The sequence below is a fragment of the Roseibium sp. RP-7 genome (assembly GCF_053005225.1).
Genome location: NZ_JBRKQA010000001.1, coordinates 638501 through 663028, shown reverse-complemented (window position 1 = coordinate 663028; position 24528 = coordinate 638501). Strand labels below are relative to the sequence as shown.

Below are 24528 nucleotides of genomic sequence, written 5' to 3'. Positions count from 1 at the left end.
CCGCGCCAGAAATGTTAACGCCCGGAGACCATCTGCCTGATGACCCACGATCTCGCTTCCCTGTCCAAGATCATCGACGCCGCCTTCGAAGACCGTGCCGCCATCGACACCACGACCACCGGTGAAGTCCGGGACGCGGTCGAGGAAACTTTGAACCTGCTCGACCGTGGCAAGCTGCGCGTTGCGGAGAAGAAGGATGGCGACTGGGCGGTCAACCAGTGGGCCAAGAAGGCTGTTCTGCTGTCGTTCCGCCTGAACCCGATGGACATCATCAAGGGCGGCCCCGGCGACGCCACCTGGTGGGACAAGGTGCCGTCCAAGTTCGACGGCTGGCGCGGCATGGATTTTGAAAACGCCGGTTTCCGCGCCGTGCCGAACTGCATCGTTCGCCGCTCTGCCTTTATCGGCAAAGGCGTGGTCCTGATGCCGTCCTTCGTCAATCTCGGTGCTTTTGTTGACGAAGGCACAATGGTCGACACATGGGCGACCGTCGGCTCCTGCGCCCAGATCGGCAAGAACGTCCACCTGTCCGGCGGCGTCGGCATCGGCGGCGTTCTGGAACCGCTCCAGGCCGGTCCGGTGATCATCGAAGACAATTGCTTTATCGGCGCACGCTCCGAAGTGGTCGAAGGCTGCATCGTGCGCGAAGGTTCCGTGCTCGGCATGGGTGTCTTCATTGGCCAGTCCACCCGCATCGTCAACCGCATGACCGGCGAGATCACCTACGGCGAAGTACCGCCCTACTCCGTGGTTGTCGCAGGTTCCATGCCGACGTCCAGCGTGATGGGCAACGGCGAAGCCGCTCCGAACCTTTACTGCGCCGTAATCGTGAAGACGGTTGACGAAAAGACCCGCTCCAAGACCGGCATCAACGAACTTCTGCGCGACTGACGCAGACCAGGGGGCGCCGCGAGCGCTCCGACATCTGGAAATCCGGAAAGCCCCGCCCTAACCCGGCGGGGTTTTTCATGCGCCCCACAAAAGCCCGACCACCTGGGAAATCACGAGCGTGAGCAACACATCCAGGACGACGACGCCGATGGTCAGGCTCACGGTTGTCTGAAGCGCGATGCGGGCGACCTGGTAGCGATACCAGATCACGACAAAGAGGCAGGTCAGCGATAACAAGACAACGATGCCAGGCGAGATAACGTCCAGAAGAAACAGGATGTAGGTAAAGAGATACGGCACCGACGCGAGCAGGCTTGTCCAGTTGCGTACGACAATGAAAGACACGTAGCGGTTCGAAATGCCTATCGGCGCTGCCAGCAACGCCAGCAACAACGGTAGTGCCAGCCAGTCGACGCCCATTCCCAGGAACTGGGCAAACCAGTAGCTACCGTTCGGAAAGGCGTCGGGATGGTAGAGGTTCTCGGCGAAAAAGAGCCGCTTTTCCGCAAGGCAACTGACCACGTAAACCGGCACCAGCAGAAAGATGACGGAGAACGAACGCCAGAACCCCTGAATGGACTGGTCGAAAAACGCCATTCCTTCCGGACGGTTGCGCAGAAGCAACCAGGACCCGTCCAATGCCGCGCGAATTTCGACCTTGCTGATCAATTCCCGTCTGCTCCGGAAAAATAGCTGAAGAGGAATTTTTTGTAGATTGCTGCCAGCCGGTCAAGGTCCTCAACCGCGACACATTCGTCCACCTTGTGCATCGTCTGGCCGACAAGGCCAAATTCCACGACCGGGCAGTAGTTCTTTATGAAGCGGGCGTCTGATGTTCCTCCGCCCGTTGAAAGCTCCGGAACCCGGCCGGTTTCCGCTTCCACAGCCTTGCTCAGGGCCTCAATCAGGACTTCGTCCCGTGTCAGGAAGGATTCGCTGGCATCGCGCTTGAACTCCAGCCCAAGCGCTAGATTTCCAAGGTCTACCGCTTCAAGCGTCTCGGTGATGCGGGCCTTGAGGCTCTCCAGCGTCCATTCGTCATTGTAGCGAATGTTGAAACGGGCTTCCGCCCGCGCCGGGATGACGTTGAAGGCCGGATTACCGACATCAGCGGAGACAATCTCCAGATTGGACGGCTGAAAGCGTTCGTTGCCCTTGTCCAGCTCCAGCGCGTCAAGCGCGGCCAGAAGGCGAACCAGGCCCGGGATCGGGTTGTCAGCCAGATGCGGGTAGGCGGCATGGCCCTGGACACCCCGGACCGTGATGGTGCCGGACAGCGATCCGCGCCGCCCGACCTTGATGGCATCGCCGAGCACATCCGGATTGGTCGGCTCGCCGACGATGCAGGCATCGAACACATGCCCTTGTTCCCTGGCCCACTGAAGCAGCTTGACGGTGCCGTTGACTGCCGGGCCTTCCTCGTCGCCGGTGATGAGAAAGGAAATCGTGCCGCCAAAATCCGGGCCCTTTTCGGCAACGTAATCAAGCGCTGCTGCTGCAAAGGCCGCGATGCCGCCTTTCATGTCGACTGCGCCCCGGCCAAACAGCATGCCGTTGTCGATGGTCCCCTCAAACGGGCCGTGCCGCCAGTCGCTCTCGGCACCGGCCGGAACCACATCCGTGTGGCCTGCAAAGACGAAATGCGGTGCACCGCTGCCGATGAAGGCAAACAGGTTCTCCACGTCCGGCGTGTCCTCGTCCTGGAACGTGACGCGCGACACGGCAAACCCGGCCTTGCCGAGCAACGCTTCCAGCGATGCCAACGCGCCGCCTTCGGCAGGGGTCACGGACGGGCAACGGATCAGGTCCTGTGCGATTGCGACGGCGGAAGTGGGCATGAAACAGTCTCTTTGGTTAGTCGTATGCAAGGCTCACGCGCGTTCAGCGCTTGCGCCAGTAGCTGTTTGGCATCGGGCCATGGCGGTTCGGCTGGCCCTGGCTCGGCACAACGCCGAGAAAGATCAGCATGATCACATTCAGGATCGGAACGAAGATCAAAAGTGCGAGGAACCCGCTCTGACCGATGTCCTGCAGCCGCTTGACGACCAGTGCCAGTTCCACCCACTGCAGAACGAAAAACAGAACCGGAAACAGCGGATTCGTGCCGATGTAGTCGCCGGAAATCATGGATTCAGGCGTCGGCGTTTCAGCGGAGGAAAGCCACCATATCCGCAGCGCAATGCCGAAGATGATCCAGCTGACAAGGAAACACAGCCAATAGGGTTCCCGGCCCATACGACCGATAGGGCTCAAAAGGGCCCAGATCGGCCCCGGGGCAGTATTCGCGCTCTGTGGGGGCGTTGTCATTCCATCCAGCTCAGGTTCGATTGATCTGGCAAGGAGGTAGACGCATACGCGGGCCGGATCAAGGTCTGTTACACAGTCGCACCGGCCTTGGCCAGTGCGTAATCATGCGAATTGTGCCAGTCGTATAGTTTGCACCCCTATTACCTTGGGTAATTTTAATGGATTTTGCACGTTCGGCGTGCCAATCCTAATTTTAAAGGTTCACTGCCGACGAGGGGGCTCGCTGATGACCGGTGCCTGGAAGACTAGACTAACTGCCTGTGCATTCTCAGTATTTCTGGCGTTCTTGTCCACTATGGCACTGCCGGCCAACGCACAGGACACCGGAAAAAACCTTCCGTCGCAGCTTCAGCCCGAAGCCATGGAAAAGCTTGTCTCCGATCTCGATCCGGAACAGGTGAAGGCGCTGACCGACCTGATGACCCTGCTGCAGCAAGGTGCCGCAGCCAAGGGCGCGCAGACCCCGCCTCCGTCAGAAGAAGTCGAACTGATCGAGAAGGTACAGACCGCTGCCGATCAGTTCGGCGCGCTGATTGCCAACAATTTCAGAACCTTGCCGGAACTCTTCAGCAGCCTTTTCTCCAGTATCGGCGCGCTGTTTGCGGGAACGGTCGCAGGACCGGTGCATATCTTCATTGGTGCGATCGCCCTCATCCTGGCAGCCGGGTTTGCCGCCGAATTCCTGGTCAACCGGCTTTTCGCTTCCCGCCGGGAAAAGATCCAGAGCCATGCGCCCCACAGCCTCTTTGAAACTGTCAAACTGGTCTCCACACGTGCCGCGCTTGATCTTGGCGGGCTGATTGTTTTTGCAATCGTCGCCTTCGCTGTCGGCAAGATCGCGATTTTCGATCCTGTCGCCAGAGCCTTCGCCTTTCAGGCGGTATTCTGGATCGTTTTCCTGCCACGCATCGTCGCAGCCCTGCTGCGTTTTGCCCTGGCCCCGCATCGGAGCGAGCTGCGCCTCGTCACTGCGGACGACACCACCGCCAAGTCGCTTTACCGCAGCTTCACGAGCCTCTTCGCCTTTGTTGGCGTCACGTTCTTCCTGCGTAACATCATGATTGAGGCCGGCGACGGAGATGTTGCCGAAACCTTCCGCTTCTTCATCGGCTTTGGCGTCAATCTCTGGATCGCCATGGTCATCTGGAACGCCCGTCATGGCCTGACGAGCATCATTCTTGGTGATGAGCACCAGCCAACCAGCGGCCTGGAACGCATGGCCCGGTTCTGGCCCTACTTCTCGATTGCCTTCATCGCCTTCAACTGGCTGCTGGTTCAGATAACAACCAGCATGGGCATCGAAGCGCTGACCGCGGGACGCTCTCTCGCCGTGATCGCGTTGGTCGTGTTCGCGCCGTTTCTCGACACGATGGTCCGCGGCATCGTCTCCCACATCGTTCCGCCCATGCGCGGGGAAGGTCCGGTTGCGGAAGCTGCCCATATGCAGACCCGGCACAGCTACGTGCGCATTGCCCGCGTGGCCCTGCTTGCCTTCCTGGTGCTGATGGTCGGCAGGATCTATGGTCTCAATCTGCTCGCGCTCGGCGCGGAAGACGGGTCCTCGGTCGCCCGGCATACGGTTATCTTCCTGCTTATTCTGGCCGCCGGTTACCTTGCCTGGGAAATCACCAATCTCTGGGTTGCCCACCAGCTCGCCAAGGATTCGCCGCCGCCTTCCAACGAAGATGAAGACGCGGAGATGGGCGGGGCCGGCAAGTCGCGCCTGGCAACGATCCTGCCTCTGATCCGCGTCGTCGTGCAGATCACGATCCTGACCCTGACCACACTGCTCGCCCTCAGCCAGCTGGGCATCAACATCACGCCGCTTCTGGCCGGTGCCGGTGTCGTTGGCCTGGCAGTCGGCTTCGGGGCGCAGACCCTGGTGCGCGACGTGGTCTCAGGCATCTTCTTCCTGATGGACGACGCCTTCCGTCTGGGTGAATTCATCGATGCGGGCGGTACACAGGGCACTATCGAGAAAATCTCGATAAGGTCCCTGCAGCTGCGCGGCACGCGTGGTGCCGTTCATATCGTCCCCTATGGCGAAATTCCGAAGCTCACCAACCTGTCCCGTGACTGGGTGATCATGAAGCTGAAGTTCACCGTTCCTTTCGACACGGATGTCGAGAAGGTTCGCAAGCTCTTCAAGCGGATCGGCCAGGAAATCATGGAGATGGAAGAGTTCAAGGACGACATTCTGGCCCCGTTCAAGGGACAGGGCGTTGCCGATGTTGACGACGTCGGCATCGTGGTGCGCGGCAAGTACACCACCAAACCCGGCAAGCAGTTCGGCATCCGCAAGGAAATCTACAAGCGCGTTCAACAAGCGTTCGAGGAAAACGGCATCCAGTTCGCGCGCAAGGAGGTGCGGGTCAACATTCCCGACACCGCGAAGCTGGACGACAAGCAAAAGGAAGCCGTCACAGCAGCTGCGGCTGCCGCAGCCGCCGACATGGACAAGAAGCCGGCTACCGAGTGAGGCTCTGCCTTGCTTCGCCTGCAACATAACGGCCTGCCGCTTCGCCTGTGAGAGCGGTGGGCACAGCGTTTGTGGCCCATCCTTCGAGACGCCGCTATCGCGGCTCCTCAGGATGAGGCGATACGGGGAAAAAAGGCTTCAGCAAACCGCAGCCTCATCCTTAGGAGGCCACCAGGCCGTCTCGAAGGATGGGCCCAAAGCCCTGCTCCCCATTTTCACGACCGGATAACCCGTCACGCGATTCAGCCCGTGCTTCCGATCGGATTTAACCGGCGCATAAGCCCTTCTCCCGATTGAGCCGGACACCGTTCCGTGCCTAAGATTGCCTGTCCGCGGGAGGCGGGCAGGCAATATGCTTTTGGGAGGAAGCCGCCTGATGAGTGACAACACGTCAACCCCGCACGGTAGCGGGGCATCCGCAACAGCTGGATTGCGGCCCATGCCAAAGGTCAACAAGATTACCGTCAACGACGTGATCGACGCGTTCGCTGCGGGCCTGGCCGATTTCCGCAGGGCGCCGGTCTACGGCCTCGCGATCGGCGCGTTTTTCGCTCTTGGAGGCCTGTTCGTCGTCTTGAGCGCGGCCGCCCTCAACATGAGTTACCTGTCCTATCCGGCAGCGGCCGGTTTCGTCTTGATCGGGCCATTCGCCGCGGTTGGTCTCTACGAGGTCAGCCGGCGTCTCCAAAATGGTGAGGAGCTTTCCTGGTCACGCATCTTCGGCACCATGTGGGCCCAAAAGGGGCGGGAACTTTCCTGGATGGCCTTCGTGGTTCTGTTCATCCAGATCATGTGGATGTATCAGGTGCGCCTGCTGCTCGCGCTGTTCCTCGGCTTCCGGTCGTTTGCCTCGTTCGACGAGTTTCTGACCCAGGTCATCTCCACCCCGGAAGGCCTGATGTTCCTGGCCGTTGGCCACGTGGTGGGTGCAATCCTGTCGCTGATCCTGTTCTCGCTGACCGTGGTGTCTTTCCCGTTGCTGATGGAGGAGGACCGGGACTTCATCACAGCCATGATCACCAGCGTGCGCGCCGTGTTCACATCGCCCGTCCCGATGATCGGCTGGGCCTTTGTCGTAACCGCGGTTCTGATCGTCTCGATGGCACCGGCGTTCCTGGGTCTAGTCGTGTCCCTGCCGATCCTCGGTCATACGACCTGGCACCTTTACAAGAAATGCGTGGAGATACCCGAGGAGACGTTGTGACGAGCTAAAGAGTATCCTCTCACGCGTCGCCGTCTTCTTCGCCTTCTCCGGCGTCCAACATGGCTTTGCGGGCTTGCCAGTCCTTCTTGAGTTCGATGTCCATTTCCGCCGAGCGGTAGTCGACACGGGTCAGGTAAAGCCCGTCTGCCGGCGCCACCGGGCCGCAGGCGTTCCGGTCGCGGGCTTGCAGGGCCCTGGTGACATCACCCGGCCCCCATTTGCCCTCACCGACCAGGCGCAGGGAGCCGACCATCGAGCGCACCTGATTGTGGAGGAACGACCGTGAGGCGCATTCGGCAATGACGAACTCGCCCTCGCGGTAGACCCGGAATTCCTCCAGTGTCTTTTCCGGGCTTTTTGCCTGGCAGCGCGTGTGACGGAAGGTGGTGAAGTCGTGATGACCGACGAATTCCTGCGCGGCCGCGTGCATGGCGTCCGCATCGAGATGCACCTTCACATGCCAGGCAAGCCCAAGCTGGTGGGTGAGCGGCGGCAGGCGATTTTGAATGCGATAGCGGTAGGAGCGTCGGATCGCGGAAAAGCGCGCGTCGAAGCCTTCATGCATTTCCGCAGCATCCAGGATCACCACCGGATGGGGCTGGCAATGGAAATTCAGTGCCCCCATGACCGTTCTTGCGTCCCAGGCCTTCGAAAGATCCACATGGCAGACCTGCCCGGTGGCGTGGACGCCGGTGTCTGTGCGACCGGCGCCGCCAATGGTCACCTCCTCACCGGAGAATGCCTTGACGGCACGTTCGATCACCGCCTGGACGGACGGCGCGTTCGCCTGGCGCTGCCAGCCGCTGAACGGCCTGCCGTCATATTCCACCGTCAGTTTGTAGCGGGGCATTACTCGAATTCTTCAAAGGGCGTGGCGAAGGCCACCTCGATTGGCAGGTCCCGCGATCCGGCTTCCGTCAGCGCAAGCGCCATGAAGGCATCGCCCGCATAAGGTCCCTGCACCTTGCGTGCCAGCACGGGATCGAAACCGAAGCGCGGATAATAGGACGGCGGGCCGAGCACCAGAACAAGGTCCTCTCCCAGATCCTTCAGGCTTTCCAGAGAAGCCTTGATCAGCGTCGAACCGATGCCGGTCTTCTGCAGGTCCGGCCAGACGGAAACAGGCGCAAGGCAAACAACCTGCATGCCCTGCCCCGGACCGATGGCAGCCGGGGTGACACGGCTGTAGGCGATATGTCCGACGATCCGGCCGTCGGCATCGACCGCGACCTGTTCCAGCACCAGAGCGCCGCAATGACGCAGCGTATGCACGAGGCGGGCTTCCATGTCGGATGGAAAGGCAGCGGTGACCAGCTCTCTGACGGAAGCTTCATCGTCAGAAGTTACGTTTCTGATGGCAAGGCCGGCAGCTTCGGCAGCTTGGGTCATGTCGGTCTCCTCGAACCTCAGATTAGTCCAGAACCGTGCCGTCAGAAAGCGATGCTCCGCGCAGGAATTCCGCGCCGCTCATCGGCTTCTTGCCGGCCCGCTGAACCTGTTCCAGACGTACGGCACCCGCACCGCAGGAAATCACCGGCACATCCCCGCCGGTCTGGAAGGCTCCCGGCGTGCCGGAGCCCTCGCCAAGCGTGCTGCGCAGAACCTTGACCCGTTCCATCTTGCCGCCGAGCGGCATTTCGCACCAGGCACCGGGAAAGGGTGACAGGCCGCGAATGTGGTTGTGAACCTCCGCAGCCGGTTTCGACCAGTCGATCCGGGTTTCCTGCTTGGAGAGCTTGGCCGCGTAGGTGACACCGTCCTCTGCCTGGGTCTGGTCTCCAAGCGCCCCGCGCGACAAGGCCGCCAGCGCCCGAACCATCAGATCCCCGCCGAGCGAAGACAGCTTGTCGTGAAGGTCACCGGCCGTCATGTTCTCGCCGATGGCAACGGTTTCCGACATGCACACGGGGCCGGTATCGAGCCCCTCTTCCATGCGCATCACCTGAACGGCTGTTTCTTTGTCACCTGCCATGATCGCCCTGTTGATGGGCGCAGCGCCGCGCCAGCGTGGCAACATGGAAGCATGAAGGTTGAGACAACCGTATTCCGGCGCTTCCAGGATCGGTTTCGGCAGGAGAAGGCCGTAGGCAACCACCACCGCGACATCTGCATTCAAGGCCGCAAAGGCCTCCTGCTCTTCTGCTCCTTTGAGGCTCTGCGGCGTGAACACCGGAATACCGAAAGATTCAGCGGCCTCATGAACCGGCGATTTCTTCAGGTCCATGCCCCGGCCCGCAGGACGCGGCGGCTGCGAATAGCAGGCGACCACGTCGTGGCCCTGGCCGACGATTTCCATGAGGGTCGGCACCGAGAAATCCGGGGTGCCCATGAAGATGACGCGTAAGGACATGAGGCTCCTGAGGGGTTTTGAAGATCTGCGCCCTTATTGCGTCTCGCGGCGGGTGTTGCAAGGGGGCAGCGTGCGTTGTTGGCGCCCCTGCACCCAGGGCTACTCCTTCCTGGAAGTGCGAAATCGATCAGGCCTGCCGCGTGGCGTCAGCTCGCTTCAAGCCAGGCCTGGCAGCAGGACCTTTAGGCTTCCGACCATCATTTCCATCGCAATAGCCGCCAAGATCATCCCCATCAGGCGGCTCATGACGCTGGTTGCGGTCTGGCCGAGGAACTTCGACAGGAACGGGGCGGCGAAGAACGTGCCTACGAGAACGGCGATGGAGGCGGCGATGGCAGCGATATACGCAATTTCGTGGGAAAGATCCGTGACCTGGCCACGGTAGATAATCATGGTCGAGATCGTTCCCGGTCCGAGCAGGATTGGTACGGTCAGCGGATAGATTGCAGGATTGTCCTGTTCGGAATGATGTTCCTGTTCCTCGTCCGTCCCATGATGCGCCTTGCTCTTCTCACCGGAGATGAGGTTGAGCGCGATCAGGAGAATAAGGAAACCACCGGCAAGCCGAAATGCATCCAGGCTGATGCCGAAGACCTTGAGAATGGCGTCGCCCGTGAGGCCGATGAATGCGGAGCCAAGGGCAAGGCCAACCAGCACCGTCAGGGCAACCTTGCGCTCAAACCCCGGCCCTTTGTCGGCGGTGAGCGACAAGAACACCGGCAGGTTTGCAATCGGGTTCATGATTGCAAAGAGCGCAGCGAAGAGTTTCAGGAACAGGACCTGATCCATTTATGCCGCCCCCCGGTTTCAGCCAGGCAGCAGCGGATCAGAGTTTTCCGGCCAGCTTTGCCTGCTTGGTGAATTTCTTGACAACGCGTTCGCGCTTCAGCTTCGACAGGTAGTCAATGAACAGCTTCCCGTTGAGATGGTCAAGCTCGTGCTGAATACAGGTTGCCAGAAGCCCGTCGGCCTTGATCTCCTGTTCGGCGCCTTCCCGGTTGAGAAACTGGACCGTTACTTCGGCAGGCCGCTCGACCTCCTCGTAGTAATCGGGGATCGACAGGCAACCTTCCTGATAGACGGACAGGTCCTCGCTCGACCAGACGATCTTCGGATTGATGAACACCATCGGCTCTTTCGGCGCGTCTTCCTTGGCGACGTCCAGCACGAAGATGCGTTGCAGCAGCCCGATCTGGCTGGCGGCAAGTCCGATACCGGGGGCATCGTACATGGTTTCCAGCATATCGTCGGCCAGTTTGCGGACGTCGTCGTCGACGGTCACGATAGGTGCACACACCTCGCGCAGGACCGGATCGGGAATGGTGATGATCGGGCGTATTGTCATGCGCCTGACATAAGAAATCGGAGCGCTCCGGTCAACGCGGAAATAGCGCGGCAGCCTCCCGTTTTCAACGCCTTCGACCGGACCTGCTACCTGGTAGAAGTCTACAGCTCTCTCCTGCCGCGCGGATGGGCCTTCGCCCCGAATCGTTCTATGTTTGTTTCATGAATGAGATCCTGTTCGATTTGAGTGGCCGTCCGGTGACGGTTCTGGAAGCTGCCATCGCCGGCGGCCTTTTTCTTCTGGCGCTGATTGTCTGGCTGGTCCTGAAGACCATGCGGGAGATCCGTTTGCGTGCCGAATCGGACGCAGTGGCCGGCGAGCGCATTCACGAGCTGGAAAGCCATCTCTCGCAACTGCTGAAATCTCAGGGGGAAATGACCGGCCGCATGCAGACCATGGCGGAAGTGTTCGGCTCGCGGCAGTCCGACATGATGCGCGCCGTCAACGAGCGTCTGGACGGCATGGGCCACAAGCTGAACCTTTCGATGGCCGACACCAGCAAGCGAACGCAGGACGGCCTCAGGCACCTGCACGAGCGGCTGGCGGTGATCGACCGGGCGCAGCGCACGATTACCGATCTCTCCGGCCAGGTTGGCCAGTTGCAGGCTATCCTGTCCAACAAGCAGACCCGCGGCGCCTTCGGTCAGGGCCGGATGGAAGCGATTGTCCAGGACCAGATGGCGCCCAGCACCTATTCCTTCCAGGCAACGCTGTCGAACAACAGCCGCCCGGACTGCCTGATCCACATGCCGAACGGTGCGCCGCCCCTGGCCATCGACGCCAAGTTTCCGCTGGAAGCCTTCAACCTGCTTCGCAATGCGGAAACCGACGACCAGCTGAAATATGCCCAGGCCCAGTTTCGCCGCGACTTCACCAAACACATTCAGGACATCGGCGAGAAATACCTTCTGCCCGGCGAGACGCAGGATACCGCGTTCCTGTTCGTGCCATCGGAAAGCGTGTTTGCAGAACTCAACGAGAGCTTCGAGGATCTGATCCAGAAGGCGCACCGCACCCGGGTGGTGATCGTCTCGCCGTCGCTGCTGATGCTGTCGATCCAGGTGATCCAGTCGGTGCTGCGCGACGCCAAGATGCGCGAGCAAGCCCATCTGATCCAGGCGGAAGTCGGCCACCTGGTTGCCGATGTCAGCCGGTTGAACGACCGCGTCGGCAAACTTCAGGCCCATTTCGCCCAGGCGAACAAGGATATCGACCAGATCCTGATTTCCTCCGACAAGATCTCCAAGCGCAGCCGCCGAATCGAGGATCTCGAGCTGGGAGAACTCGAAAGCGTGGCAAAGGACACTTCCAGTGCCGAACCCCAGCTGGCGATGACACCGAAGGGGTGACGCAGCAAATCTGTTGCTGCTGTTCTACCTCGGGTCTACAGTCCGGCCGGCTCGATCCGAGTCGATTTGGAGGCAGGTATGTCGTTCCGGAATTTCCTTTTTTCCAAGACACTTAACATCGCAATCACCGGCGTGGTGGTTGGGGGGCTCGCGTTCCCGCTGAGCCAGAATGCAGCGGCGGAAGAATGCTCGCAGTCCGTCGAAGCGGTCTGGCTGGACACCTATTCGGTTGAAGCCGATGCACAGGGCGAATGCGGGTCTGCGGAAGTCTCGCTCGCGGTCTTCAATCAGTCCGGTGGCATTGAATATCAGGCTACCTTTGATCAGAACGACCTGTTCGGTTTTTACGGCATCGAAACCCTCACCGACATGCAGGCAGCCCTGCTGGACTGGATCAGCGGCTATACCGATGTCGCAACATCCGCCAAGCTGCCGGTCTGGCCGGAAGGTGCTGAAGGCCCGCAGGCCGGCGAATTTCCGTTTTATGCAGAAGAAGGCGTGACACGGGAGATCTATGAGCGGGCCCGCCAGGAAGAGCGTCCCATGGTCTGCTTCATTCAGGGAACTGAAAGCCAGCTTTGCCTGGTCAAGAACCCGAAGTCTGGCGCACTCGAATCCATTGGCGTCCAGACGTTCCCCGGCTGAGAAATTCGCGTAGATTAGACAAACACAAGACCACAGCCGACAAGACCCCGGGCGAGCACTTGAATGCCCGGGGCACTGCTACCTCTTGTCCACTTACAACTCCGGCAGGCGCCGCGCCTTCGTGATCGCGCCCCATTCCGTTGCCGCGATGCGATCAATTGCCTTGTCCAGTGGCTCATAGGCGACGGTCATCGTGAAGCCGTTGGCGTGCAAAAGGCGGTTCTCGCCCGCGATGATGCCGACATGGCCTTTCCAGAACAGCAGATCACCACGTTTCAATGCGGCCGGATCGTCGTGCGGAACGGCTTCGCCGGCTTCCGCTTCCTGCATGTCGCTGTCGCGCGGCAGGCCATGTCCGCCTGTCTGCGCCGCAAGTTGCACCAACGCTGAGCAATCGAGACCCAGGCTCGAGCGTCCACCCCAGCGGTAGGGCGTGCCGATCAGCTGTTCGGCGACAGCCACCCAGTCATCCTCAACGGCGTCCAGCGGCACAAGATGTTTGGCAACAACCGCCGAACCATCGCTGAGGAGTGCATAGGCCAGCCCACGCGTTTCGGTTTCACCGATAACCGTGACCAGCGAGCCAATGGACAGGAGCCCGAGTGGCGGAAACTTGAGGTCGGCAACCGGGTAACGGTAGGTCCGAAGGGCGCGCACCCGGTGGGTTGCCGGCTTCACCGGCCCAAGGTCGTCGGAGGAGAACCAGCCGACGTAGCCGTCCGTGTCGAGCTGTCCCCAGGCCCAGCCTTCCGGTGCCTGCTCGTAAACCGTCACCCACTCGCCGCTGAGGGCCTCGGTGTCGATCGGCCGGTCCGGACGCGGTTCAGGCCGGATCGGCAGCTGGTCGGCAATGACCTGAAACACCTCGCCCTCGGCGAAACGGCTAGCGGTTGCCCGGCCTTCATAGTCGATGGCGGCAAGGTCGGCACGGACCGGATGGCGGCGGCGGTCGAAGGTCTCGGTCATGGTCGATAGTCGATCCCGAAATGGATTGGACTGTCAGCGCGGCAGTTCCCGGGCCTTTTCCACCACGAGATCGCCAAGCTGCTCCAGATAAAGCGCGCCTTCCACCGTGCGAGTGATGATCACATTGCGTTTGTCGGCTTCGTCGCGCTTGCGCGACAAAAGCCGCATACCGCCCAGAGTGTCAAGCGCCCGGGTGATGGCAGGTTTGGTGACATTCAACTTGGCAGCCAACCCGCGCACCGTATGCGGCGGTGGCTCCAGATAGACTGTCATCAGGATCGTCAACTGGCGCGCGGAAAGATCCTGTTCGCTATCGCGAACAAGCGCCAGATTGACCTCGTGCATCAGTTTCAGCGCCTGCGAGGCGCGCAATTCGACGGCCATGAGTTACAGGGTCCCATCCTTTTCCCCCATCCATCTCCATGACCATCGAAGCACGAAAACGTTTCGGAGCCGTTATTGTGCGCCCGCAAAACGCTCCGAGAGGACATCGAACAGACCACGAATGCCCTGGGCTTCCCCACCCATCGGTTTTCCGGGCTTTTCCATCGGGGTCCAGCCGAAAATATCGAAGTGAACCCAGCTGCTGGTGTTCTCGACAAAGCGGGACAGGAACAGCGCCGCCGTGATCGACCCAGCGAATCCAGCGCCGGATGTATTGATGTGATTGATATCGGCAACCTTGCTGTCGAGATATTTAAGATAGGGCTGCCACAGCGGCATGCGCCACAGCGGGTCGGCCGCAGCCTCGGCCATGACCGCGATGTCCTCGGCAAGTTCCTCGTCGTCCGTGTAGTAAGGCGGCAGATCCGGCCCCAGAGCAACGCGGGCAGCACCGGTGAGCGTTGCCATATCGATCAGGATTTCCGGGCTCTCCTCGTCTGCAAGCGCCAGGGCGTCGGCCAGGATCAACCGGCCTTCGGCATCGGTGTTGCCGATTTCAACGGTCAGCCCCTTGCGGCTCGGCAGGATGTCTCCCGGCCGGAAGGCGTTTCCGGCAACAGCGTTTTCGACACAGGGAACGATGACCCGCAGGCGAACAGGAAGCTTTGACGCCATGATCATGGATGCAAGGCCCAGCACATTGGCCGCCCCACCCATGTCCTTTTTCATCAGCGCCATGGAGGAGCCCGGTTTCAGGTTGAGACCGCCGGTATCGAAGATGACGCCCTTGCCCACCAAAGTGACCTTGGGCGCGGCTTCGTCACCCCAGGTGAAGTCTGCCAGGCGCGGCGCCCGGCTGCTGGCCTTGCCGACTGCGTGCACCATCGGGAAGTTTTCTTCCAGAAGGTCTTCCCCGATGACGATACGCCCAGTGCCGCCATGCTGCTTGAACAGGGCGACAACGGCCTGGGACAGTTCCCCCGGTCCAAGATCGTTCGCGGGCGTATTGATGAGATCACGCGCCAGCTGGACCCCGTCGAGAATCGTTCCGAGTCGATCCAGGTCGACGGTCTCGTCAACGGCAAGACGGCGGGTCTTGCCTTCGTTTTTCAGGTAGCGGGTAAAGGAATAGGTGGAGAGGGCAAAGCCGAGCGCCGCCTGTTCGGGATCCGGAAACCCCTCGGCAAGATGGTAATCGCCTTCCGGCAGTCCCGCGACCAGGCCGCCTAGTGCCAGCGGATGCGACAGACCGCCATCCTCTACGCCGAACAGCACCGCGGCACCGTCTGCTCCCGGGACAAGCAGGGATGTTGCGGGCTTGCCTGCAAAATCGTTGACCTTGCACCAGTTCAATGCTGCTGATCCGAGCCCGTCCAGAACTTGGGGCAGGCTTGCCTCGGTGACGGCGTGGATGGGCGTGGAGCTGGAAACATCGCTCTTGCGGACTAGGCTTTCGCGCACGGGAGGACCTCCGTTGGAGATTGGATTCGATCTTCAAGACCTAGGATGCCCGGCGTTCGGACGCAATATGGTGCGTGTCGATGCGCACCGCTTCTCGCATTTCGCAACGGTGCTTAACCAAGCATTAGGGTTAATTATCTATTTCTCATAAGGAAACCTGAAAGCCGCCGACAACAAGGATGTTGGAAATGCAATCGCCCAGAACCGGTTCCGTTCGCCGTCGCACTCGTCTCGCTACGACGCTGCTGGCCATGTCGGCGCTTGTCGTTGTCACTGGCTGTGCTTCCAACCGCGCCAACACCGGCACGCACTCCCCTGCCTCCGGCTACACTTCGCCGGGCTCCTCGCAGGCACTGGCACAGGTGTCCAAATGGTCCAAGGCCTATGAGCGCGATCGCAAAGACCGCAGTGCCATTCTTGGCTATTCCAGCGCTCTCAGCCAGAACGGACAAATACCGCAGGCCATGGCCGTTCTTCGGTCCGGCGTGATCGCACATCCCAAGGACCGGGAAATCTCTTCCGCCTATGGCAAGGTTCTGGCGATGAACGGCCGTTTCGACGAAGCGCTGAACGTCATTCGTGGTGCCCAGAGGCCGGACACGCCGGACTGGAGGCTGATGTCCGCTGAAGCGGCGATCTATGATCAGACCGGCAACCACGACAAGGCCCGCAGCCTCTACAAGCAGGCGCTTATCATCGCGCCAAACGATCCCAGTCTCCTGAACAACCTGGGCCTGTCATATCTGCTGTCCAATGATCTGCCCGACGCGGAATATACCCTGCGCAAGGCAGCCACCCTGCCCGGCGCAGACAGCCGCGTTCGCCAGAACCTGGCCCTGGTGCTTGGCATCCAGGGCAAGTTTGACGAAGCCATCCAGGTGGCCCAGTCCGAGATCGATCCGCAGCAGGCCCAGGCCAACATCGCCTATCTGCGCACCATGATGCAGAAGCGCCAGCAGGGCTGAGGCAACAGCGCGGTTTCAATAAATTCCGCTTTTCTAAATAACTGTACGGCCTTGAACTGCCCGCGTCGGGCCAGAATTAAATCCAGAAAATTCGGAAAAACGACCAAAGGAGTGCTGCTCAACATCGGCACTCCTTTTGCGCGTTTGACGCATCCGGTTTTCGGTTGTCGCTGAGAGACCCCTGGCCCTCCGGCGATAAGCCCGCCGGAGAGCAAACCTGCTGCCTACTGGAAGGTGTTGATCACCTGAATCACTGCCGGCCCCATGATGATGAAGAACAGCACAGGCAGGAAGAACATGATCATCGGCACCGTCAGCTTCGGCGGCAGGGATGCAGCCTTCTGTTCGGCCATTTGCATGCGCTGCTCGCGGGTGTCGTCCGCCATCGTGCGCAAGGCCGTGCCGACAGGTGTACCGTAACGCTCGGCCTGGATAAGCGCCATCATGACGTTCTTCACACCTTCGACACCCGTGCGTTTCGCCAGGTTTTCATACGCGATACGGCGGTCGCTCAGGTAAGACAGTTCGGCCGTCGTGAGCGATAATTCTTCTGCCAGCTCAACCGACTGCACACCGACTTCTTCCGCAACGCGCTTGAAGCCTTCTTCGATGGACATGCCCGATTCCACGCAGATCAGCATGAGATCCAGCGCATCCGGCCAGGCCCGCTGGATGGTCAGCTTGCGCTTGTCGATCTTGTTCTTCAGATAGATGTTCGGCATGAAAGCGCCGAGGCCGGCAAGACCCAGACAGAAGCAGAGCTTCGACAATGCCGGGAAGTCGTCGGGCAGCACGAGAAATGCGTAGGCCACCGTAAAGGCGAAGATACCGACAGGTAACGCTATGCGCGCAACCAGAAAGTAGTAAAGCGGTGCGGAACCGCGGTAGCCGGCCATTCTGAGATTTTCGACCGTGCTCTCATCGGAAAGCGCTTCCTTGAGATTCAGCCGGTCGACAAGGCTTTTCATCTGCGCCTTGGGCTGGTTTCGCAGGGAAGCCTTTGCGTCTGCCTGGGCTGCCTGAAGACGGGCCCTCTCCTTGGCGCGCAGCTTGTTGCGCTCGATCGCGACCGATTTCATCCGCGATTTCAACGTGTCGCGGGACAGAAGTGGCATCACCAGGGAAAAGATGGTTCCCGTGACCGCCACCATGGCCAGAACAGCTGCCAGAAACTGACTGGATGCGATGGTATCGATATCCATGTCGTCTCCTAGAAGTCGAAGTTGATCATCGCGCGCATCACCATGATGCCGCAGAACATCCAGAACAGGCAGCCAGCGATGATGATGTTTCCGGCTGTGGTCTCGAACAGGACCAGAATGTAGTTCGGCGAAATGAGGTACATGATCCCACCGACGAAAAACGGAAGTGAACCGATGATCCCGGCGGAGGATTTCGCTTCTGCGCTGAGTGCCTTGATCTTGCGCTTCATGGCCTTGCGGCCGCGCAGCACCTTGGACAGGTTGTTCAATGCTTCGGCCAGGCCACCACCAGCCTTCTGCTGAATGGCAACCACGATGGCAAAGAAGTTGGCTTCTGCCAGCGGAACTCGTTCGGGCAACTTGCCGACCGCTTCGGCAAGCGAAATCCCCATGATCTGGGTTTCGGTGATCTTGCGGAACTCGGTCGCGACAGGTTCGCGGGCTTCGCGGGCAACCACCTTGATGCAGTCGCTGAGTGGTAGACCGGCCTTGACGCCGCGCACGATGATGTCGACGCCGTTCGGCAACTCGTCGAGAAACGCGTTGAAGCGGCGCTTGCGCTTGCTGGAAACGTACCAGCGGGGGAAACCCAGCGTGCCGGCAAAGCCGAAGGCTGCCGCAATGAGCAGATTTCCGCTGAAAATCAATCCCAGGATCAGGAAGACCAGACCGGCAACGATACTGAAGATCACGAAATGATGGGTCTCCCAGGCCAGGCCGGCCTGCTCGATCTTGACCTTCAGCGAGACCTTCTGCTGCTTGTCCTGCTTGGCCTTTTGCCGTACCTCGAATTCCTTCAGCTGATCCTGGATCGACCGTTTGCGCCGGTCGACATCACGAAGGGCCTTGCGCTGATTTTCGCTCTGGGGCCGCGCTGCGACCGCGTTCACGCGCTGATCGCGCCGCTTGGAGCCGGACAGAGCAGGCTGAAACAGGCTGTAGATGATGCCGCCAACGGCAAGCATCACCAGGGCGGCGACGGCCAGGCCGGTGATTTCAGGCGTGAGAAACTCTTCAAGTCCGGACATGGGGTCCTCAATCAGCTACATATTCAGGCATCTCGGCAGCATCCAGTGCCTGTGCCAGACGGGCTTCTTCGCCGAAGTATCTTGCCCGCTCCCAGAATTTCGGACGACCGATTCCGGTGGAGCGGTGGCGGCCGATGATCTTGCCGTTCGGGTCTTCGCCGACAATATCGTAGAGGAAGACATCCTGGGTGGTGATGATGTCGCCTTCCATGCCCATTACTTCCGTCACATGGGTGATGCGGCGGGAACCGTCGCGAAGACGCGCTGCCTGGACCACCACATCGATTGACGAGACGATCATCTCGCGCAGGGTTCTGGACGGAAGCGAGAAACCGCCCATGGTGATCATGGATTCCAGACGGGACAGGGCTTCACGCGGGGAGTTGGCGTGCAGGGTTCCCATGGAGCCGTCGTGACCGGTGTTCATGGCCTGGAGGAGGTCGAATGCCTCCGGGCCACGCACTTCGCCCACGATGATCCGCTCAGGACGCATACGCAGGCAGTTCTTGACGAGATCGCGCATAGTGATCTCGCCTTCCCCTTCCAGGTTGGGCGGACGCGTCTCCAGGCGCACCACATGCGGCTGCTGCAGCTGCAGTTCGGCAGAATCTTCGCAGGTAATGATGCGTTCGGTGCTCTCGATATAGGCAGTCAGACAGTTGAGCAGCGTCGTCTTGCCCGAACCGGTACCGCCGGAAATCAGCACGTTACAGCGCGAACGGCCGATGATCTGCAGGATCGTCGCCCCTTCCGGCGTGATCGAACCGAACTTGGTCAACTGGTCAAGTGTCAGCTTGTCGCGTTTGAACTTACGAATGGTGAGGGCCGGCCCGTCGATGGCGAGCGGTGGCGCGATAACGTTGACACGGGAGCCGTCGGGAAGACGGGCGTCACAGATCGGGCTGCTGTCATCAACGCGGCGGCCGACCTGGCTCACGATGCGCTGGCAGATGTTCATCAACTGCGCGTTGTCGCGGAACGTCACACCGGTCTGCTCAACCTTGCCGGAGGTTTCGATATAGACCGTGTGCGCGCCATTGACCATGATGTCGGCGATGTCGTCGCGAGCCAGCAGAGGCTCCAGCGGACCATAACCAAGTACGTCGTTGCAGATGTCTTCCAGCAGGTCTTCCTGCTCTGAAATGGACATCACCACGTTCTTAAGCGCGATGATGTCATTCACGACATCGCGGATCTCGTCGCGAGCATCTTCGGCATCGAGACGAGCCAGCTGTGACAGGTCGATCGCCTCGACCAGCGCGTTGAAGATCTGGGCCTTGGTCTCGTAATATTCGCTGTTCTTCTTCCGAGCTGCCGGGGCAGCCGGCTGGGGCTCGGGCGGCGGAGGCGGTGGCGGAGGTGTCGGCGCGGCCGCCGGCTGGGAAGGCTCGGTCTGGATCTTCTGCGGCGCCGGTTGATCCGGTTGTTTAGCCTGTTCCGCCGGCGCAGGCGTGTCCTGCAACCCGGGTATGCCACCTGGCCGAAGGGTCTGGGGTCCAGACGATGAGCTGCCACGTCTACCAAACATAACGAACTATCTGCTCCGCTCTCAGGCCGGCCTAGCCGGCCTTCCGCTTCAGTTTCGAAAGCAAACCACCGAGGCTCGACCTGGACGCCCTGACGGGCTGGGCCTTGCCGGAGATGGTGTGTGCCAGGTCATCGAATACGCGCGCAATCGCGTGTTTGCCGTCAATCTCACCAATCATCTGACCGTTGTTGGCGGCGGTTCCAAACAGCTGCGGTTCAAATGGGATTATCGCGTGAACCGACAGGCCGAGTGCTCCGGCAAATTCTTCCGGCTTGATCTCTGGGCGTTTGGGAACGTTGACCTTGTTTATGATCAGATGCGGCGGGCGGTCGTTCGGCCGCAGCTGCTTCAACATGTCGACAACGTTCTTGGCATTGCGAAGGTTGGCAAGGTCCGGCTCCGCGACAAGCACGATCTCGTCGACGCCAAGCAGTGTGTTCTTGACCCAGGCATTCCAGGAATGCGGCACGTCCAGCACGACGCTCGGCACCCCGGCGCGCATTGTCTCGACCAGCAGGTCGAAGGACTTCTCGCTGTAGTCGTAGGTGCGTTCGAGCGTTGCCGGTGCGGCCAGCAGGCTCAGGTGCTCATTGCATTTGGACAGGATGCGATCGAGATACGTTTCGTCCAGGCGCTCCGGAGAAGACACGGCCTCAAAAACGCCCTGGAGAGGATCCTGATTGTAATCCAGCCCGGCCGTGCCGAATGGCAGATCCAGATCTGCTACCACGACCTCGCTTTGGAACACGCGGCCAAGTGCCCAGGCTCCGTTGTGAGCGATTGTCGAAGCACCGCAGCCTCCCTTTACGCCGAAGAACGCGATGGTGCGGCCAAGCGGCTCAGCCTCGGGATCGGCATAAAGGTTGGCAATTGAGCCGATCAGCTGGAACACGCTGACAGGCGTGATCAAATACTCGCTGACGCCGCGGGAAATCAGATCGCGATACAGCATGACATCGTTGACATCACCGATGACGATCACCTTTGTACCGGCGTCGCAGTATTCCGCCAGATGATCGAGGCTCGACAGAAGGTCTTCCCGCCTGCCGGACGTCTCAACGATGATCAGGTTCGGTGTCGGAGCCTGTTCGAAGGTTTCGATCGCCGCCGGAATACCGCCCATATCCAGCTTCAGGTGCGCCTTTGCCATGCGCCGGTCTTCCATGGCTGCTTCCGCCACCCGCATGGTGGCGTCGGTCAGGCAGAAGCCGTGCACCGTGATGCGCGGGATGGAGCCGATATGGAGACCATCGTCGCTGCCCGCATAGTTGTTATCCGCAGGCTCGGAAATGGGATCCATGTAGCCGGACATATCTTTCAAGTCTGGGTTGGCACTCATAGCTATCCCCTAGTCCTCGGCAACTTCGGCGCCGACACCTTCGTTGAAGTCACCCGCGGTGACTTCGCCCTTCCGGTATTTTTCTATGACCACAGCACGCCGGCCCTGATCGGAAGGATCGGATGCTCTCGGCGTGATCAGGTCGGACGGATTGTCGACCATCGCCGCCAGGTTCGCCTGGCTGGCACATCCGAAGTTCTCGTAGTTGATGTTTTCGCCGAAGCCGCCACCGATGTTTTTCGGCCAGGCCCCGCACTCGCCCGCAGTTGCCTGCATGCGCGCATAGGACAGGCGGATCGGTGCATCCGCTCCGGGATCACCCACCGAGTAGGTTCTGGTGCTGATCCTGTTCCTTGAAACGCCCCCGCGCTGCAATGCCTGACGGATCTTCGGCGTGATGGAATGAACCGCTGCCTCGTTGGCCCCACCAGACGGCACCAGGATCTCGACGGATCCATCGCCCTTTTGCCGGGACTGCTGGCCAAAGGCGGCAATGGTGCTTTCGATCGGCCCGTTGATGTTACGCGTGTTGCGTCCAACAGGGAGATCCAGCGTTTCCGGCTCTTCGGTGATCACGATCGGGTGCATCAGCCTGTAGTCGTGAGACGCCAGAAGCTGGCTCTGCGACTGGTTCTGGCAGCCGGCTGCGATCAGGCACCCAAAGACCACAAGTGCGGTTTGCGAGAGCGTCTTGCTGCGGACCGTGTTTGACATGTTCATCCGTCCGTTCTCACTTGTAGATAAAGCCAACCTGACCGTGATAGATGCCTTCGGCGGCGGCTCCGGTCGGGTTGTAGATCTTGTTAAGCCGGTTCAGGAAAATCGTCTCGGCATCCGACGGCGCCATCAGGTTCTTGTCCGGGCGCTGCAGCTTGCTCACTGCAACCGGCTGAACCACGTAGGGCGTCACGAAGACCGCCAGTTCCGTCTGCTCACGCAGGAAGTCGCGGCTCTTGAACAGCGCGCCCAGGATCGGGATCTGCATCAGCCCCGGAACACCTTCGATAGCCTGCTGATAGGATTCCTGCAGAAGGCCGGCCATCACCAGCGTGCCGCCGGACGGCAGTTCCATGGTTGATTCCGCACGGCGTACTTTCAGGGCGGAAATGGTGATCCCACCTGCGGAGACCGCGCCATCGTTGCTCAGTTCGCTGACTTCGGTCTTCACGCGCAGACTGATCCGACCTTCGGATAGAACCACGGGCGTAAAGTCGAGACCGACACCGAACTTCTTGAACTCGACGCTGATCTCGCCGTCCTGCTGGGAAATCGGGATCGGGAATTCGCCACCTGCGAGGAAACTTGCGTTTTCGCCGGAAATCGCGGTCAGGGTCGGCTCAGCCAGCGTGCGGATGACGCCCTCACGCTGCAGGGCTTCCACCTGTGCGGTTATGCTCGTCGCTCCCGCAGACAGCTGCGTACCGCCAACTGCCTGGTTCACGATGGAAGGGTTCACGGTGAAGTTCGGCAGGCTGGACATGAAGGGCGTGAAATTGCCAACGCCGATCGTGCCCTGGAACTGGACTCCGAGCTGCTTGATGATCGAACGCTCGACTTCCGCGACCGTGACCTTCAGGTGAACCTGATCCTTGCCAGCGACGGAAATCAGATTGATGACTTCGCTTGCGCCCTTGGCACCTTGAAACTTCGCCGCGATATCCGCTGCCTGCTGGGCTTCCAGCGTGCTTTTGGTCGTTCCGCTGAGCACAACACTGCCGTTGATCGATTCTGCGGAAATGTTGGAACCGGGAATAAGCTTCCGGATGATCCGGGTAATATCGGACGTATCCTTTTCGACACGGACGTCGAAGCTGGCCAGCTCCCGACCGCTGCGACTGAACAGAACCAGTCGAGACTGACCCGCGGTGTTGCCGATCACGAAGATGCGGCGCGGTGTTCTGAGGACGGCATCAGCGATTTCCGGGTTGGACACCAGCACATCGGCTGCGTCTTCCGCGAGATTGACCACCACCGACCGGCCGACGCCGACGTTCAGGATGCGGCCCGTTGCACGTTCACCGGCGGCGATATGGACCTGGCTCGGGAAGTTGCCTTCCGCCTGTGCTGCCGGAGCCGACACGCCCATCAGTCCTCCGAGCAAAACAGCCGTGGCAGCCAGCTTGTGAAGATAGTTTTTCATCGCGCCCCTCTTGCTGGACGTTCTGTTTTCAACCGGGCTCATTGCGCACCTGCCTGGCTCGTCACGCCATATTTCACGTAGCTGACACCTCGGCGGCGACCGCCCTCGTCGTCTGCGTCATCGGCGGAATCCTGGGCACTGCGCAAGGCAAGCGCGATCGTGCCGATCTGCTGCGACTGAGCGACCACCTCGGACTGAGGCAGGGTCAGTTCCAGCGTGGCCGTGCGCTTTGGTGACAGGTTCTTCTGGTCCTGCTCGCCTGCGGTCGTGCTATCGATTGCCAGGACGCGGATGTTTTCCAGGATCGTTTCGCTGAGAGCGCCCGTATCCGACTTGCGGGTCAGGATCAGGTCGACCTTGTCGCCCGGCAGAATGAAACCGCCTGCCGTTGTTTCCGCTTCCACGCTGACGGCGATGGCGCGTTTGCCTTTGGGCAGGATCGCCGCCATGAAGCCCTTGTCGGTATTAATAAGACGCTCGGGGCGAACGGGCTCACCTGCGAAAATCGGTGCCCGGGCGATTCGGCCTTCATATTCCTCGTTGGCCAGAGGCGAGGCCTCTTTCGTTACGGCTCCGAAGGGAACGGCATCTTCAGGCCATTTCGCCCAGCTCATGTCGTCCGCCGTGAGTTTGGCACCGAGCGGAATATCCCTTTGGGCAACCAAAACCTGCGTTTTGGTCTGCTCGGCGGCAGGTGCCTGTACGATCTGAGGCTCTGCTGGCTTGTTGCCCGACATCATGACCATGCGGAAAGCGATGATGCCTGCCGCTACAGCAATTGCCAGGACGAAAATTCGCGCGATTTTCATGACCAAAACCCAATATTCCAATGCGCACATGCGCTGTTCCCGACTAGGATGAGGGGTAATTGGTCAAAACATGGTTAATCAGATATGGATGTTTTCGGTTAATATTCGTTAACTTTACTGAACACTTTCTTAAATT

General features: G+C 60.2%; 24 protein-coding genes. 6 read left to right on the top strand and 18 right to left on the bottom strand.

Annotated elements, in window-relative coordinates; all coding sequences use genetic code 11:
- The first annotated feature begins 36 nt into the window (after nt 1–36).
- Nucleotides 37–891, top strand: coding sequence for a 2,3,4,5-tetrahydropyridine-2,6-dicarboxylate N-succinyltransferase (gene dapD, locus ACVDG9_RS03005; protein ID WP_088665171.1), 855 nt, complete (start codon nt 37–39; stop codon nt 889–891).
- Between the two features lie 75 nt (nt 892–966).
- Here the strand turns inward: dapD and ACVDG9_RS03000 are convergent, their stop codons facing one another.
- The 3 genes from ACVDG9_RS03000 to ACVDG9_RS02990 are packed head-to-tail and all read right to left on the bottom strand — an operon-like array spanning nt 967 to nt 3198.
- Nucleotides 967–1560, bottom strand: coding sequence for a hypothetical protein (locus ACVDG9_RS03000; RefSeq protein ID WP_022999774.1), 594 nt, complete (start codon nt 1558–1560; stop codon nt 967–969).
- Entirely contained in the window at nt 1557–2729 is a 1173-nt protein-coding gene (dapE, locus tag ACVDG9_RS02995; protein WP_228869913.1) for a succinyl-diaminopimelate desuccinylase, read from the bottom strand. Before dapE ends, ACVDG9_RS03000 begins: the two co-directional genes overlap by 4 nt.
- Nucleotides 2730–2772: 43 nt before the next feature.
- Complete coding sequence (locus ACVDG9_RS02990; RefSeq protein WP_031268909.1) at nt 2773–3198, bottom strand: DUF805 domain-containing protein; 426 nt, start codon at nt 3196–3198, stop codon at nt 2773–2775.
- Between the two features lie 295 nt (nt 3199–3493).
- Here ACVDG9_RS02990 and ACVDG9_RS02985 point away from each other — a divergent pair, with 295 nt between their 5' ends.
- Nucleotides 3494–5677 (top strand): mechanosensitive ion channel domain-containing protein, encoded by a 2184-nt coding sequence (locus ACVDG9_RS02985; RefSeq protein WP_447237264.1) that lies wholly within the window; start codon nt 3494–3496, stop codon nt 5675–5677.
- Nucleotides 5678–6053: 376 nt separating this feature from the next.
- Nucleotides 6054–6881, top strand: a complete 828-nt coding sequence (locus ACVDG9_RS02980; protein WP_229005653.1) for a DUF2189 domain-containing protein — start codon at nt 6054–6056, stop codon at nt 6879–6881.
- 19 nt (nt 6882–6900) lie between these two features.
- Here ACVDG9_RS02980 and truA read toward each other — a convergent pair whose 3' ends face one another.
- The 5 genes from truA to def all read right to left on the bottom strand — a co-directional run bounded on the left by truA (nt 6901) and on the right by def (nt 10576).
- Nucleotides 6901–7731, bottom strand: coding sequence for a tRNA pseudouridine(38-40) synthase TruA (truA, locus tag ACVDG9_RS02975; RefSeq protein ID WP_447237263.1), 831 nt, complete (start codon nt 7729–7731; stop codon nt 6901–6903).
- Nucleotides 7731–8270, bottom strand: a complete 540-nt coding sequence (locus ACVDG9_RS02970; RefSeq protein ID WP_447237262.1) for a GNAT family N-acetyltransferase — start codon at nt 8268–8270, stop codon at nt 7731–7733. Before ACVDG9_RS02970 ends, truA begins: the two co-directional genes overlap by 1 nt.
- A gap of 22 nt (nt 8271–8292) precedes the next feature.
- Nucleotides 8293–9231: a methionyl-tRNA formyltransferase gene (fmt, locus tag ACVDG9_RS02965; protein ID WP_447237261.1), complete on the bottom strand. Its 939-nt coding sequence runs from the start codon at nt 9229–9231 to the stop codon at nt 8293–8295.
- Nucleotides 9232–9387: 156 nt separating this feature from the next.
- On the bottom strand, nt 9388–10020 hold the full coding sequence (locus tag ACVDG9_RS02960; RefSeq protein WP_206904084.1) for a MarC family protein: 633 nt from the start codon (nt 10018–10020) through the stop codon (nt 9388–9390).
- Nucleotides 10021–10057: 37 nt separating this feature from the next.
- A complete protein-coding gene (gene def / locus ACVDG9_RS02955) occupies nt 10058–10576 on the bottom strand; it encodes a peptide deformylase (protein WP_031268905.1) in 519 nt (172 codons plus the stop codon).
- A 161-nt stretch (nt 10577–10737) separates the two neighbouring features.
- Here def and ACVDG9_RS02950 point away from each other — a divergent pair, with 161 nt between their 5' ends.
- Nucleotides 10738–11925, top strand: coding sequence for a DNA recombination protein RmuC (locus tag ACVDG9_RS02950; protein WP_035908085.1), 1188 nt, complete (start codon nt 10738–10740; stop codon nt 11923–11925).
- A 78-nt stretch (nt 11926–12003) separates the two neighbouring features.
- On the top strand, nt 12004–12570 hold the full coding sequence (locus tag ACVDG9_RS02945; protein ID WP_447237260.1) for a hypothetical protein: 567 nt from the start codon (nt 12004–12006) through the stop codon (nt 12568–12570).
- A 93-nt stretch (nt 12571–12663) separates the two neighbouring features.
- On the opposite strand, the gene ACVDG9_RS02940 is transcribed toward ACVDG9_RS02945, so the two are convergent.
- The 3 genes from ACVDG9_RS02940 to ACVDG9_RS02930 all read right to left on the bottom strand — a co-directional run bounded on the left by ACVDG9_RS02940 (nt 12664) and on the right by ACVDG9_RS02930 (nt 15381).
- Nucleotides 12664–13536, bottom strand: a complete 873-nt coding sequence (locus tag ACVDG9_RS02940; protein WP_447237259.1) for a C40 family peptidase — start codon at nt 13534–13536, stop codon at nt 12664–12666.
- 33 nt (nt 13537–13569) lie between these two features.
- Complete coding sequence (locus ACVDG9_RS02935; protein ID WP_006934185.1) at nt 13570–13920, bottom strand: MarR family transcriptional regulator; 351 nt, start codon at nt 13918–13920, stop codon at nt 13570–13572.
- Nucleotides 13921–13992: 72 nt separating this feature from the next.
- Nucleotides 13993–15381, bottom strand: coding sequence for a leucyl aminopeptidase family protein (locus ACVDG9_RS02930; RefSeq protein WP_075283133.1), 1389 nt, complete (start codon nt 15379–15381; stop codon nt 13993–13995).
- A 188-nt stretch (nt 15382–15569) separates the two neighbouring features.
- Between ACVDG9_RS02930 and ACVDG9_RS02925 the strand changes: the two genes are divergently transcribed.
- Complete coding sequence (locus ACVDG9_RS02925; RefSeq protein WP_051990112.1) at nt 15570–16346, top strand: tetratricopeptide repeat protein; 777 nt, start codon at nt 15570–15572, stop codon at nt 16344–16346.
- A gap of 224 nt (nt 16347–16570) precedes the next feature.
- On the opposite strand, the gene ACVDG9_RS02920 is transcribed toward ACVDG9_RS02925, so the two are convergent.
- Genes ACVDG9_RS02920 through cpaB form a run of 7 tightly spaced genes read right to left on the bottom strand, consistent with a single transcriptional unit; the run spans nt 16571 to nt 24392 of the window.
- Entirely contained in the window at nt 16571–17548 is a 978-nt protein-coding gene (locus ACVDG9_RS02920) for a type II secretion system F family protein (protein ID WP_022999759.1), read from the bottom strand.
- A gap of 8 nt (nt 17549–17556) precedes the next feature.
- A complete protein-coding gene (locus tag ACVDG9_RS02915; RefSeq protein ID WP_022999758.1) occupies nt 17557–18576 on the bottom strand; it encodes a type II secretion system F family protein in 1020 nt (339 codons plus the stop codon).
- A gap of 7 nt (nt 18577–18583) precedes the next feature.
- The gene (locus ACVDG9_RS02910; RefSeq protein ID WP_367020180.1) at nt 18584–20104 is read right to left on the bottom strand and encodes a TadA family conjugal transfer-associated ATPase; all 1521 of its coding nucleotides are present in this window, start codon (nt 20102–20104) and stop codon (nt 18584–18586) included.
- Nucleotides 20105–20135: 31 nt separating this feature from the next.
- The gene (locus ACVDG9_RS02905) at nt 20136–21443 is read right to left on the bottom strand and encodes a CpaE/TadZ family protein (RefSeq protein WP_367020181.1); all 1308 of its coding nucleotides are present in this window, start codon (nt 21441–21443) and stop codon (nt 20136–20138) included.
- A gap of 9 nt (nt 21444–21452) precedes the next feature.
- Nucleotides 21453–22157, bottom strand: coding sequence for a CpaD family pilus assembly protein (locus ACVDG9_RS02900; protein ID WP_208984400.1), 705 nt, complete (start codon nt 22155–22157; stop codon nt 21453–21455).
- 16 nt (nt 22158–22173) lie between these two features.
- Complete coding sequence (locus ACVDG9_RS02895) at nt 22174–23583, bottom strand: type II and III secretion system protein family protein (RefSeq protein WP_077290872.1); 1410 nt, start codon at nt 23581–23583, stop codon at nt 22174–22176.
- Nucleotides 23584–23621: 38 nt separating this feature from the next.
- Nucleotides 23622–24392 (bottom strand): Flp pilus assembly protein CpaB, encoded by a 771-nt coding sequence (cpaB, locus tag ACVDG9_RS02890; protein ID WP_031268903.1) that lies wholly within the window; start codon nt 24390–24392, stop codon nt 23622–23624.
- Between the last annotated feature and the right edge of the window lie 136 nt (nt 24393–24528).